This is a genomic window from Bacillus sp. C28GYM-DRY-1 (assembly GCF_030519405.1).
Lineage (GTDB): Bacteria > Bacillota > Bacilli > Bacillales > Bacillaceae > Bacillus > Bacillus spizizenii_A.
Window position 1 is genome coordinate 1 of record NZ_JAUMKF010000025.1, and the last position, 13,266, is coordinate 13,266.

Here is a 13,266-nt window from a genome sequence, read left to right on the forward strand (position 1 = left end):
TGAGAAGAATTTCTTGTGTGGAACATAAGAAAGACACCGTCCTTTTGAAGTCTTTCTTTTATTTTATTACAGGAGAATGGATATTTTAAGGGAAAATAAAGGCTGTCGAGATTTTCTCGACAGCCTGGAGGGCGGAAAGCCCTTCTTTTTTTGTTGTGAAATAATAGAAAAGGTTCGTGCGGTGGTGAGTGGATGGCTTCAATAGACAGGTTTCACATAGTAAAGGAGCCTGAGCTGAAGATTATTGAAAAATGGTTTGAAAATGAGGATACCAGGCGGAGAATGGATGGGATGCTGCCATTAGATGTGTGGTATGCACGAGTGAATACAGATGAAGACAATACTGTCATCATGGCATATGACGGTCAGCTGCCGGCAGGCATGGTCGTTATGGAGTTCGAGGAGGAGCGGGCGTATATTGGATTGATCGTCAATCCTTTGTACCGGCTTCAAGGATACGGAAAACAGATATTAAAAAACCTGCTGAATGATCCTGATTTTATGAGAGTGCGGGAATGGGTGGCATGCATTGAAAAAGACAATCTAATCAGTTTGGCTTGCTTTCAAGCAGCTGGATTTACTTTGGAAGACACGGAACCTGATGAAGATGGCTTTCTCACTTTGATTGTTCGGACCTGCCATACACAAAAACAAGGAGAGCAAAAAGCCCTCCTTGTTTTTATTAATCATGTCAGCTCGGATCATTGACCTTGATCAGCTGTTTTCCTTTATTTTCACCTTTAAATAAGCCGAGAAACGCGTTAGGAATGTTTTCGAAGCCTTCTGTGATGGTTTCCTCGTAATGGAGCTTTCCATCCTCCAGCCATTCGGCCAGCTGTTTTGCTCCCTCAGCAAAACGATCGGAGTAGTCGCTTACGATAAAGCCTTGCATCAGCGACTTCGTTTTAATGAGTTTTGATTGAACACGAGGGCCCATGTCATCTGCTTCGCTTTCTGCGTTATAGGAAGAAATGGCGCCGCACACCGGAATGCGGGCAAATTCATTGAGCAGATTCATCACCGCGTCTGAAATCGGTCCGCCGACATTGTCAAAATACACATCGACACCGTCAGGACAAGCGTTTTGAAGCGCTTTTTGGATATCATCCGCTGTTTTGTAATTGATGGCTTCGTCAAATTGCAGCTCCTGTTTTAAATACGTAATTTTTTCATCAGAGCCTGCGATGCCGACGACTCGCGCGCCTTTGATTTTGGCAATCTGTCCGACCGCTGAACCGACGGCTCCCGCAGCTCCGGAGACGACCACGGTTTCACCTTCTTTCGGGCGCCCGATGTCCAGCAGTCCGAAATATGCCGTCAAGCCTGTCATTCCCAAAATGCCGAGATAGGCTGAAGCGGGAGCGAGGCTTGTATCAATTTTTCGCAAAGCAGACTCGCTGACAGCGGAAAATTCCTGCCAGCTTAGGTTTCCGATGACGATATCGCCTTTTTTCAGATGCTCACCGTCTGACACGACTTCAGCGATAACCCCGCCAGAGAGCGCTTCATCCAAGGCGAACGGTTCAACATACGACTTCGTATCCTGCATACGGCCGCGCATATAAGGGTCAACCGATACATAAAGCGTTTTGACAAGCACTTCCCCTTGCTTCGGTTCAGGAACCGGAATGGTTTCAAAGCGAAAGTCTTCATGAGCGGGAACACCTTGCGGACGTTTGGCTAATTGGATCTGCTGTTGAGTTTTTGTCATATTCATCCTCCTCTTACTTGATTGACACCAATGTAACACGGACAGGAGAAGAAATACAAAAGGTAAGCTGGCATACAAAAAAGGAGAGGGGGTCCTCTCCTTTTCATTACGCCCGTAATCTCGGGCACAGTCCCGTCGGCAGGCACATGGGCTTCTGGTCGATCGGGCTTCTCATGATGCAGCATTCCAAGCCGAAGACTTCACGGAAAAACGGCTGGGTAAACACATCTTCCGGCGTTCCAGCATTGTAGATTTTTCCGTCCAGTACGCTGATCAGATAGTCAGCATATTGAGCGGCTTGGTTTAAGTCGTGAAGCACCATGACAACGGTGCGTCCATGATTCCGGTTCAGCTTTTTCAGCAGCTCCAGCACCTCAATTTGGTGAGATATGTCCAAGTAAGTGGTCGGTTCATCGAGCAAAAGCAAATCAGTGCCTTGTGCAAGCGCCATGGAAATCCATGCTCTTTGTCTTTGGCCGCCTGACAGGGCATCCAGTGTCCGTTCTTTCAGCTCAATCATGCCCGTTGCGTCCAGCGCCCACTCTACCATGTCGTGATCCTCTTGGGTATGCTTGGATAACAGCTTTTTGTGAGGATGTCTGCCGAAATAGCATAGTTCCTCTACCGTTAATCCCTCAGGCGCCTGAGGAGATTGAGGAAGAATAGCCAGTTTTTTTGCGACTTCTTTTGACGGCTGGCGGTGTATATCTTTTCCTTCCAATAGGACCGTACCGCTTTTTGGGGCCATCAGCCTGGCTAGCGATTTGAGGATTGTTGATTTCCCGCAGCCATTGGCGCCGATGAGCGCAGTGATTTTTCCTTCTTCTATCTTTAAATCGACTCCGTCAATAATCACTGTGCTGTCATATGAAAGAGTGAGCTGGTCTGCAGCCAGTTTTCCCATGGTATCCTCTCCCTACTGTTTCCTCGCTTCGAATTTCAATAAATATAAAAAATAAGGCGCGCCGATCACGGCTGTCAATATTCCGGCCGGAATTTCCACCGGAGGCATGATGCCGCGCCCTAACGTATCTGCAATTAATAATATAATAGCACCAATCAATGCCGATGCAGGCAGTAAATATTTAGCTTTTTCTCCGGTAAGCCGTCTGGCGATATGCGGAGCAAGCAAGCCGATAAAACCGATTGAGCCGACGACGGCTACACAGCTTCCCGCAAGTGCAACCGCGGTGAAAATCAGGATGAATCTCAGCCGGTTTGCGTTTTCACCGAGACCTTGCGCAAGCTCATCACCGAGTGACATCAGGTCCAGCTTCGGTATGAGAATGCAGACGATCGGCAAAAGAATCAAAAGCCATGGAGCAAGCAGCTGGACTTCTTCCCAGTTTCTTCCCCAGAGGCTGCCTGTCAGCCAAATGAGTGCAGCATTCACGTCACCCGGAAACTTGACCATCATATACTGCATCCCGGCGTGGCAAACCGCGCCTAAGGCAATGCCTGATAAAGCCAAAGAAGAGGGCTGAATGCTTTTTTTGCGGGCTATCATTAATAATAGTACAGCAATAATGGCTGCTCCGGCAAATGCAGAGAACGGAAGCACGTACACCGGCGATTCAGGAAAGATCAGAATGACAGCCATCGCCGCAAGTCCGGATCCTTTTGAAATGCCGACAACGTCCGGGGAAGCGAGCGGGTTGCGGATGACACCCTGCAAAATCGCTCCGGCCGCGGCAAGCCCGGCACCGGCCAAAATCGCTAATATAATTCGTGGAAGGCGGTATTGCTGGATGATGAATGCAAAGGAATGATCCAGTCCCAACAAGTTCGTCACTACCGCATCCGGTGAAATGTATAAAGCACCGAAGCCAATGCTGATGACGGACAGAACGATCAGAATCACGGCCAATATGAGTATCGCCAGCAAGGGGCGTTTTTGTTTTCTGGTTGTTTTCTTCATTTCAGATTTCGCCCTTTCCTTGCCAAATATAAGAAGAACGGTGTTCCGATAATCGCGGTGACGATGCCGACCGGTGATTCATATGGAAATGCAATCCATCTGGCCAGAACATCTGCGTACACCAGCAATATGGCACCGAACAGCGCCGAAAACGGAAGCACGTATTGATAATGTTCTCCGATCAGCTTGCGGACAATATGTGGAACGAGCAGTCCGACAAAGCCGATCGGCCCGGCGACAGCTACGGAAGCACCGGATAGAATTAAAATGATAAAGCTGATCAGAATCCGGATGCCGTTCATATTTTGTCCAAGCCCTTTTGCTGTTTCGTCTCCGAGACCAAGTACAGAAACAGAGCCGGAAAACACGAGGGCAAGCCCGATTCCGATGACAGAAAACGGAGCGATCGTCATGACGTCCTGCCAATTGCTTCCGTCAATCGCGCCTGTCATCCAGTACAGAACATCCTCTCCTGATTCATTTAAAATAATGATGGCCTGTGTCATGGAGGAGAGGAACAGATGCACAGCCATTCCCGACAACGCCAGCTTGACTGGTGTTATTCCGCCGGATGAGGCAATCATGTACACAATCGCGCCGCCTGCTGCCGCACCCGCAAAAGCGAATACAACGGAAGAATAGGGCGATGCCGGCAGAATGACGAGAGAAGCAACGACAAAAAGCGATGCACCCGCATTCACACCGAAAATTTGAGGTGAAGCCAGAGGGTTTCTGGTCATGGCCTGCATCAGCGCTCCTGCTACTGCCAGGCTGGCGCCGACGAAAACGCCGATTAATGTGCGGGGAAGGCGAAGAGTAGAGATAATGAGCTGTTCCTTTGAACCATCCCATACAAAAAGATATTTCAATGAATCTATGATGCCAATGTCTGAGGCTCCTACTGAAAGATTCAGCCCAAGCCCGAATATCAAAATGATCAGTGCAATGATGAATATCATCAGTCTTGATGATGAGCGCCGTTTGGCTGAATGATACAACAGTCTCACTTCCTTATTGCGTCTGGTTGCAAAAACGAAGAAGCAAGGATTTCCCCTCGCTTCTCATTTGTCCTACTTATTATACACTTTTTTAAGCACGTCCTTGGCGCTTGTTTCACTAGACTTGATGCCTCTGAATCTTGTCCAAGTGTCACGGTCCGCATCATAGACTTGTCCGTTTTTCACCGCTTTGAGATTTTTCCAGAGCGGGTTCTTTTTCCACTCGTCTACAATTGTCTTGCCTTCGTTGGCTGAGATGAATAAAATATCCGGATCGATTTTGCTCATTTGCTCGAGGCTGACCTCTTGATAGGCTTCATTTGACTTCACAGCGTGTGTAAAGCCGAGCATTTTAAAGATTTCTCCGTCATAAGATGATGACGTGTGAAGCTGGAAGGAATCTGCTCTTGCAACCCCGAGAACAATGTTGCGGTTTTCATCTTTTGGAAGCTCCGCTTTTAGATCGTTGATGACTTTTTTGTGTTCGGTAAGCTTTTCTTTTCCTTCAGCTTCTTTATTTAATGCTTTAGCAATGGTCGTAAAGCTGTCGATTGTTTCGTCATATGTTGCTTCCCGGCTCTTTAACTCTATGGTCGGAGCGATCTGTTTCAGCTGTTTATAAATGTTTTTATGGCGCTCAGCGTCAGCGATAATTAAATCAGGCTTCAAGGAACTGATAACCTCAAGATTTGGTTCGCTTCGTGTGCCTACAGATGTATAATCAATGGAGCTGCCGACTAGCTTTTTAATCATATCTTTTTTGTTGTCATCGGCGATGCCCACCGGCGTAATGCCGAGATTGTATACAGCATCCAAGAATGAAAGCTCAAGGACAACCACTCGTTTAGGTGTGCCGCTTACTGTCGTTTTTCCTTCTTCGTGCTGGATCACTCTAGAATCTTTAGACTTGCTTTCGCTGCTTCCGCTGTTATCCTGGCTGGATGAACAGCCGGATATAATGAAGCAGGCGATTAATACAACACTCATGATGGCAATCAACTTGTTAGAATAGGTGCGCATGTCATTCTTCCTTTTTTTAGATTTAGTAATGAGAATCATTATCACATGTAAACACTATAATAGCATGACTTATTATGTCAATATTTTTTTAGTAAAGAAAGCTGCGTTTTTACTCTTTTTTCATGAAAGCATCATCAGACACAAATAAATGATATACAGCATCGCTGTGTCTGCGGGATAAAAACGCATTGGCATTGGCTTTAGAGGTTTCGAGCATTTCAGCGTTGACATATGGGAGGAGAGTCCCGAGATAGCCAGACAATTTCTTTTTTATTTCTTCTGTACGTGCGAATTCAATGTCGCCGATATTCATAATAATCGAAAAAACAAAATCGATATCGATATGAAAATCTTTCTCAGCAAAAACCGCAAGCTCGTGAATTCCTGGTGAACAGCCGGATCGCTGATGAAAAACCTGTTTGACTAAATCACTCACAACCCATGCATTATATTGCTGTTCTGGTGAAAAGTATTGCATTAGACATACCTCCTGCTTGTACGGATAAAGGCTGCATTTCATGATCGTTTGCTCCGCGCAGCGGTTTCTCTTTAATTTTGACTTTTCTGAAAAAAGTTTCTGTTCCTACCACTTTACCATGGGCTGAAAATAAATGGCTACTACCATTCCTCCTGTTTTTCTCCTCAATGTTCTGGAATCTGTTTCATCCATATGTGCACGGGTATGAAAGAAATATAGTAATCATGAAGGAGGAATGTTGAAATGAAACCAGTTGTAAAAGAGTATACAAACGACGAACAGCTCATGAAGGATGTAGAAGAGTTACAAAAAATGGGTGTTGCAAAAGAAGATGTATACGTCTTAGCTCACGATGATGACAGAACGGAACGGCTGGCAGACAACACGAACGCCAACACGATAGGAGCTAAAGAAACGGGTATCAAGCATGCGGTAGGAAACGTGTTTAATAAAAAAGGAGACGAGCTCCGCAATAAAATTCATGAAATCGGTTTTTCTGAGGATGAAGCCGCTCAATTCGAAAAACGTTTAGATGAAGGGAAAGTGCTTCTCTTTGTGACCGATAATGAAAAAGTGAAATCCTGGGCGTAATGCAGGAAAAAAACCCAAAAGGCCACTTCGGCTTTTTGGGTTTTTTGCGGTCTTTGCGGTGTATATTTTGCAGAATGCCGCAATAAGATAGCGGAACATTTTCGGTTCTGAATGTCCCTCAATTTGCTATTATATTTTTGTGAGAAATTGGAATATAATCTCACAAAATAGAAAATGGGGGTTCATAGTGAATGAAAAAAGTGATGTTAGCTACAGCTCTATTTTTAGGGTTGGCTCCAATTGGCGCGAACGCGGCGGATTTAGGCCATCAAACATTAGGATCAAATGATGGCTGGGGCGCATACTCAACCGGTACAACAGGCGGATCAAAAGCATCGTCCTCAAACGTGTATACCGTCAGCAACAGAAACCAGCTTGTCTCGGCATTAGGCAAGGGCACCAACACAACACCGAAAATCATTTATATCAATGGAACAATTGATATGAATGTCGATGACAATCTGAAACCGCTTGACGCAGATGATTATGCAGATCCAGAGTATGACTTCAACAAATATTTAAAAGCTTATGATCCAAGCACATGGGGCAAAAAAGAGCCGTCTGGGACACAGGAAGAAGCGAGAGAACGTTCTCAAAAAAACCAAAAAGCACGAGTAATGGTTGACATTCCTGCGAATACAACGATTGTCGGTTCAGGCACAAACGCCAAAATCGTGGGCGGAAACTTCCAGATCAAGAGTGATAATGTCATCATCCGCAACATCGAATTCCAGGATGCTTATGATTATTTTCCGCAATGGGATCCGACTGACGGGAGCTCAGGAAACTGGAACTCACAATACGATAACATCACGATAAATGGCGGCACGCATATATGGATTGACCATTGTACATTTAATGACGGTTCCCGTCCGGACAGCACATCGCCAAAGTATTTCGGCAGAAAATATCAGCACCATGACGGCCAAACCGATGTTTCTAACGGTGCCAATTATATCACGATGTCCTACAATTATTATCACGATCATGATAAAAGCTCTATTATCGGATCAAGCGACAGCAAAACCTCCGATGATGGTAAATTAAAAGTTACGCTTCACCATAACCACTATAAAAATATCGTCCAGCGCGCACCAAGAGTCCGTTTCGGGCAAGTGCACGTATACAACAACTATTATGAAGGCAGCAAAAGCTCCTCAGGCTATGCTTTCAGTTATGCGTGGGGGGTCGGCAAGTCATCTAAAATCTATGCTCAAAACAATGTCATTGACGTACCGGGACTGTCAGCTGAGAAAACAATCAGCGTGTTTAAGGGCGGAACAGCTTTATATGACTCAGGCACACTGCTGAATGGCACGCAGATCAGCGCTTCAGCTGCCAACGGCCTTAGTTCTTCTGTCGGCTGGACGCCGCATCTGCACGGATCAATTGGTGGTACCGCGAATGTGAAATCGTATGTTACAGCCCAAGCGGGTGCGGGTAAACTAAATTAAGAAATAAAAAACACAAAGGGCTGCGTACCTTTGTGTTTTTTAATTAATTAAAATGTTTATTAACTTAGTTAAGGAGTAGAATGGGAAAGGGGATCGGAAAACAAGTATATAGGAGGAGACCTATTTATGGCTTCAGAAAAAGACGCAGGAAAACAGTCAGCAGTAAAGCTTGTTCCATTGCTTATTACTGTCGCTGTGGGACTAATCATTTGGTTTATTCCCGCTCCGTCCGGACTTGAACCTAAGGCTTGGCATTTGTTTGCGATTTTTGTCGCGACAATTATCGGCTTTATCTCCAAGCCCTTGCCAATGGGTGCAATTGCAATTTTTGCATTGGCGGTTACTGCACTAACTGGAACACTCTCAATTGAGGATACATTAAGCGGATTCGGGAATAAGACCATCTGGCTTATCGTCATCGCATTCTTTATTTCCCGGGGCTTTATCAAAACCGGGCTCGGTGCGAGAATTTCGTATGTATTCGTTCAGAAATTCGGGAAAAAAACCCTTGGACTTTCTTATTCACTGCTGTTCAGTGATTTAATACTTTCACCTGCCATTCCAAGTAATACGGCGCGTGCAGGAGGCATTATATTTCCTATTATCAGATCATTGTCCGAAACATTCGGATCAAGCCCGGCAAATGGAACAGAGAGAAAAATCGGCGCATTCTTATTAAAAACCGGTTTTCAGGGAAATCTGATTACATCTGCTATGTTTTTAACGGCGATGGCGGCGAACCCGTTGATTGCCAAGCTGGCCCATGATGTCGCAGGGGTGGACTTAACATGGACAAGCTGGGCAATTGCCGCGATTGTACCGGGACTTGTAAGCTTAATCATTACACCGCTTGTGATTTACAAGCTGTATCCGCCGGAAATCAAAGAAACACCGGATGCGGCGAAAATCGCAACAGAAAAACTGAAAGAAATGGGACCGTTCAAAAAATCAGAGCTTTCCATGGTTATCGTGTTTCTTTTGGTGCTTGTGCTGTGGATTTTTGGCGGCAGCTTTAACATCGACGCAACCACAACCGCACTGATCGGATTGTCGGTTCTTTTATTATCACAGGTTCTGACTTGGGATGATATCAAGAAAGAACAGGGCGCTTGGGATACGCTCACTTGGTTTGCGGCGCTTGTCATGCTGGCCAACTTCCTGAATGAGTTAGGCATGGTGTCTTGGTTCAGTAATGCGATGAAATCGTCAGTATCAGGATTCTCATGGATTGTGGCATTCTTAATCTTAATTGTAGTGTATTTCTATTCTCACTACTTCTTTGCAAGTGCGACAGCCCATATCAGTGCGATGTATTCTGCATTTTTGGCTGTGGTCGTGGCAGCGGGTGCACCGCCGCTTTTAGCAGCGCTGAGCCTCGCATTCTTCAGCAACCTGTTCGGGTCAACGACTCACTACGGTTCTGGAGCGGCTCCAGTCTTCTTCGGGGCAGGCTACATTCCGCAAGGCAAATGGTGGTCTATCGGATTTATCCTGTCGATCGTCCATATTGTCGTATGGCTTGTCATCGGGGGATTATGGTGGAAAGTATTAGGTATATGGTAGAGTCTAAGCTAGAAGAGAGATTATTATCTCTCTTCTAGCTTTTTTACGATTAATACAAAAATAACAGAATGTTTACAAAAATATTAAAAAAGAGAAATTTAAAGTATTTACACAAATTCTAACTCATGATATTATTTACTCAATTAGTTCACATAAACCTTTGATGTAATAATATGGAAAAAATATTACAGAAGGGGCTAGTAGATTTATTATTTTGCAATAGTAAATAAAGTGAGTTCAGTTCAATTTTAAAATTGATATAAAAAAAATACATATTTTTGTCTGAATATTCAGTCTCTTTAAGGGGGTGATTTCATGTTGGAACTTCTTTTAGACTTATTTCTCTCTATCACAATTGGTTAATTGCATGACACATGATTTCATCAATGCATGAAAGGAGAAGATCACATGTTAGAGCTTCTTTTAGACTTATTTCTCTCTATCACAATTGGTTAATTGCATGACACATGATTTCATTAATGCATGAAAGGAGAAGATCACATGTTGGAACTTCTTTTAGACTTATTTCTCTCTATCACAATTGGTTAATTGCATGACACATGATTTCATTAATGCATGAAAGGGGAAGATCACATGTTGGAACTTCTTTTAGACTTATTTCTCTCTATCACAATTGGATAACTTCATGACACATGATTTCATTAATGCATGAAAGGAGAAGATCGCATGTTGGAACTTCTTTTAGACTTATTTCTCTCTATTAAAATTGGTTAATTGCATGACACATGATTTCATTAATGCATGAAAGGAGAAGATCACATGTTGGAACTTCTTTTAGACTTATTTCTCTCTATTACAATTGGATAACTTCATGACACATGATTTCATTAATGCATGAAAGGAGAAGATCACATGTTGGAGCTTCTTTTAGACTTATTTCTCTCTATCACAATTGGTTAATTTCATGACACATGATTTCATTAATGCATGAAAGGGGAAGATAGCATGTTGGAGCTTCTTTTAGACTTATTTCTCTCTATCACAATTGGTTAATTGCATGACACATGATTTCATTAATGCATGAAAGGAGAAGATCGCATGTTGGAACTTCTTTTAGACTTATTTCTCTCTATCACAGTTGGTTAATTGCATGACACATGATTTCATTAATGCATGAAAGGAGAAGATCACATGTTGGAACTTCTTTTAGACTTATTTCTCTCTATCACAGTTGGTTAATTGCATGACACATGATTTCATTAATGCATGAAAGGAGAAGATCACATGTTAGAGCTTCTTTTAGACTTATTTCTCTCTATCACAATTGGATAACTTCATGACACATGATTTCATTAATGCATGAAAGGAGAAGATCACATGTTGGAACTTCTTTTAAGCCTATTTATCTCAATCAACTAACCCTTTTTATGGGGTGCATATGCTCCACTACAAACAATTCACTTTTATTTACTACTTCTTGAAACATGCTAATTTCCGTTCCAAGGATGCATTAGAACTTATTTTGTTTACTACTAAATTGACATCAAAAAAGGTAATAGGTTTTACTCAGATTGTAGAGAAAAGCTATGTTTTCTCTACAATCTTTTTTGTGTTGGAAGACTTTCTTAGTGATTTACCTGAAAACTAAGATTGAAAAGGTGGAACCGCTTAACTTGACATTCTTTTTTTATATAATGCTTCTGTTTAAGCTAGAGCAAGCACATTTTATATTGGCAGTCTCTTATAGATTGTAGAATGATCTTCTTAAGGTTAGCAGACATTTGAAGAAGGGCATTAGGAATAAACGCATATTTGTTGAATTCCGGTAGTGCCTAAACAGCTATATTTATTTTTTCAATGATTTTATAATAAAAATGATCTAAGAAGGGTTTCCGCTTGGTTATCTCAATTATTACTAAAAAACAAAACTCCGAACCGAAAATGGTATGATCTAGGTAGAAAGGATGGCTGGTGCCTGGTGAAAAAGCGGTTCCATTTTTCCCTGCAAACAAAAATAATGGGGCTGATTGCGGCTCTGCTGGTTTTTGTCATTGGTGTGCTGACCATTACGTTAGCCGTTCAGCATACGCAGGAACAACGGAGACAGGCTGAACAACTGGCGGTTCAGACGGCGAGAACCATATCCTATATGCCGCCGGCTAAAGAGCTCATTGAGAGAAAAGGTGGACATGCGGATGAGGCGCAAGAGGTCATTGAACAAATGAAAGAACAGACTGGCGCGTATGCCATTTATGTGTTGGACGAAAAAGGAGACATTCGGAGCGCCTCAGGTAAAAGCAGCCAAAAGAAACTTGAGCGCAGCAGGGAAATTTTATTTGGCGGCTCGCATGTTTCTGAAACAAAAGCGGATGGATCAAGAGTCATCAGGGGGAGTGCGCCGATTATTAAAGAGCAGAAGGGATACAGCCAAGTAATCGGCAGCGTATCTGTTGATTTTCTGAAAACCGAGACAGAGCAAAGCATCAAAAAGCATCTGCGAAACTTGAGTGTGATCGCTGTGCTTGTGCTGCTGCTCGGATTTGCCGGTGCCGCCGCACTGGCGAAAAGCATCAGGAAGGATACGCTTGGCCTAGAGCCGCACGAGATCGCGTCTCTTTATCGGGAAAGGAATGCAATGCTTTTCGCGATTCGAGAAGGAATCATTGCCACCAATCGTGAAGGCGTCGTCACCATGATGAATGTATCGGCTGCCGAGATGCTAAAGCTTCCCGAGCCTGTGATCAATCTCCCTATTGATGACGTTATGCCGGGAGCAGGGCTGAAGGGTGTGCTTGAGCGAGGAGAAATGTTGCCTAACCAAGAGGTGAACGTCAACGATCAAGTTTATATTATCAATACGAAAGTGATGACTCAAGGCGGGCAGGCGTATGGGATTGTCGTGAGCTTCCGGGAGAAAACAGAGCTGAAAAAGCTAATCGATAAACTGACAGAGGTTCGCAAATATTCAGAGGATCTCAGGGCGCAGACCCATGAATTTTCCAATAAGCTTTACGCGATCTTAGGGCTGCTTGAGCTTGGTGAGTATGATGAAGCCATTGATCTGATTAAAGAGGAATATGCGATACAAAATGAACAGCATGATATTTTATTCCAAAACATCCATTCACAGCAGGTGCAGGCGATTTTGTTAGGAAAAATAAGCAAAGCATCGGAAAAGAAGGTCAAGCTGGTTATTGATGAGAACAGCTCGCTCGCGCCTCTTCCTGCACATATTGGCTTATCTCACCTCATCACAATTATCGGCAACTTAATTGATAACGCTTTCGAAGCTGTAGCGGATCAAAGCGTGAGGGAGGTATTGTTTTTCATCACGGATATGGGGCGTGACATTGTCATTGAAGTTTCGGACACAGGGCCCGGTGTGCCGCCCGATAAGACGGAAGCTGTGTTTGAAAGAGGTTATTCTTCAAAGGGGAGGAAGAGAGGCTACGGTCTGGCCAATGTGAAAGACTCAGTGCGTGAACTGGGCGGCTGGATTGAATTGGCAAACTCAAAAGCTGGCGGAGCGGTATTCACTGTGTTTATACCGAAGGAGAAATAAAGGGGGAATT

At 43.8% G+C, this 13,266-nt stretch carries 10 protein-coding genes and 1 pseudogene; 5 read left to right on the forward strand and 6 right to left on the reverse strand.

All coding sequences use genetic code 11. The features are described 5' to 3' along the window. Positions 1-192: 192 nt before the first annotated feature. Positions 193-633, forward strand: a pseudogene (locus tag Q3W56_RS18120) (GNAT family N-acetyltransferase); the annotation flags it as partial. Between the two features lie 58 nt (positions 634-691). Here the strand turns inward: Q3W56_RS18120 and Q3W56_RS18125 are convergent. From Q3W56_RS18125 to Q3W56_RS18150, 6 genes are all read right to left on the reverse strand, one after another. Then, the gene (locus Q3W56_RS18125; RefSeq protein WP_302896379.1) at positions 692-1,711 is read right to left on the reverse strand and encodes an NADP-dependent oxidoreductase; all 1,020 of its coding nucleotides are present in this window, start codon (positions 1,709-1,711) and stop codon (positions 692-694) included. Between the two features lie 106 nt (positions 1,712-1,817). Continuing rightward, the gene (gene yfmF / locus Q3W56_RS18130; RefSeq protein WP_302896380.1) at positions 1,818-2,615 is read right to left on the reverse strand and encodes a Fe(3+)-citrate ABC transporter ATP-binding protein YfmF; all 798 of its coding nucleotides are present in this window, start codon (positions 2,613-2,615) and stop codon (positions 1,818-1,820) included. A 12-nt stretch (positions 2,616-2,627) separates the two neighbouring features. After that, positions 2,628-3,629: a Fe(3+)-citrate ABC transporter permease YfmE gene (yfmE, locus tag Q3W56_RS18135; RefSeq protein WP_302896381.1), complete on the reverse strand. Its 1,002-nt coding sequence runs from the start codon at positions 3,627-3,629 to the stop codon at positions 2,628-2,630. Continuing rightward, positions 3,626-4,627: a Fe(3+) dicitrate ABC transporter permease FecD gene (gene fecD / locus Q3W56_RS18140; RefSeq protein ID WP_302896382.1), complete on the reverse strand. Its 1,002-nt coding sequence runs from the start codon at positions 4,625-4,627 to the stop codon at positions 3,626-3,628. The genes yfmE and fecD overlap by 4 nt, the downstream gene beginning before the upstream one ends. 72 nt (positions 4,628-4,699) lie before the next feature. Beyond that, positions 4,700-5,647, reverse strand: a complete 948-nt coding sequence (locus tag Q3W56_RS18145; protein WP_302896383.1) for a Fe(3+)-citrate ABC transporter substrate-binding protein YfmC — start codon at positions 5,645-5,647, stop codon at positions 4,700-4,702. Between the two features lie 109 nt (positions 5,648-5,756). Further along, complete coding sequence (locus Q3W56_RS18150; RefSeq protein WP_302896384.1) at positions 5,757-6,125, reverse strand: DUF3212 family protein; 369 nt, start codon at positions 6,123-6,125, stop codon at positions 5,757-5,759. Positions 6,126-6,368: 243 nt separating this feature from the next. Here Q3W56_RS18150 and Q3W56_RS18155 point away from each other — a divergent pair, with 243 nt between their 5' ends. The 4 genes from Q3W56_RS18155 to yflR all read left to right on the forward strand — a co-directional run bounded on the left by Q3W56_RS18155 (position 6,369) and on the right by yflR (position 13,256). Continuing rightward, positions 6,369-6,716, forward strand: a complete 348-nt coding sequence (locus tag Q3W56_RS18155; RefSeq protein ID WP_268401383.1) for a YflT domain-containing protein — start codon at positions 6,369-6,371, stop codon at positions 6,714-6,716. A gap of 191 nt (positions 6,717-6,907) precedes the next feature. Continuing rightward, on the forward strand, positions 6,908-8,170 hold the full coding sequence (locus Q3W56_RS18160) for a pectate lyase (RefSeq protein ID WP_302896385.1): 1,263 nt from the start codon (positions 6,908-6,910) through the stop codon (positions 8,168-8,170). Positions 8,171-8,296: 126 nt separating this feature from the next. Then, the gene (locus tag Q3W56_RS18165) at positions 8,297-9,733 is read left to right on the forward strand and encodes an anion permease (protein WP_019713597.1); all 1,437 of its coding nucleotides are present in this window, start codon (positions 8,297-8,299) and stop codon (positions 9,731-9,733) included. Between the two features lie 1,936 nt (positions 9,734-11,669). Beyond that, positions 11,670-13,256, forward strand: a complete 1,587-nt coding sequence (gene yflR / locus Q3W56_RS18170) for a two-component sensor histidine kinase CitS (RefSeq protein WP_302896406.1) — start codon at positions 11,670-11,672, stop codon at positions 13,254-13,256. The last annotated feature ends 10 nt before the right edge of the window (positions 13,257-13,266 follow it).

Excerpts from the sequence above, each read along its gene's own strand:
- Q3W56_RS18145 (WP_302896383.1), bottom strand. The coding sequence starts at position 5,647 with ATGCGCACCTATTCTAACAAGTTGATTGCCATCATGAGTGTTGTATTA.
- Q3W56_RS18125 (WP_302896379.1), bottom strand. The coding sequence starts at position 1,711 with ATGACAAAAACTCAACAGCAGATCCAATTAGCCAAACGTCCGCAAGGT.
- Q3W56_RS18165 (WP_019713597.1), top strand. The coding sequence starts at position 8,297 with ATGGCTTCAGAAAAAGACGCAGGAAAACAGTCAGCAGTAAAGCTTGTT.
- Q3W56_RS18160 (WP_302896385.1), top strand. The coding sequence starts at position 6,908 with ATGAAAAAAGTGATGTTAGCTACAGCTCTATTTTTAGGGTTGGCTCCA.
- yfmF (WP_302896380.1), bottom strand. The coding sequence starts at position 2,615 with ATGGGAAAACTGGCTGCAGACCAGCTCACTCTTTCATATGACAGCACA.
- Q3W56_RS18155 (WP_268401383.1), top strand. The coding sequence starts at position 6,369 with ATGAAACCAGTTGTAAAAGAGTATACAAACGACGAACAGCTCATGAAG.
- yfmE (WP_302896381.1), bottom strand. The coding sequence starts at position 3,629 with ATGAAGAAAACAACCAGAAAACAAAAACGCCCCTTGCTGGCGATACTC.
- Q3W56_RS18150 (WP_302896384.1), bottom strand. The coding sequence starts at position 6,125 with ATGCAATACTTTTCACCAGAACAGCAATATAATGCATGGGTTGTGAGT.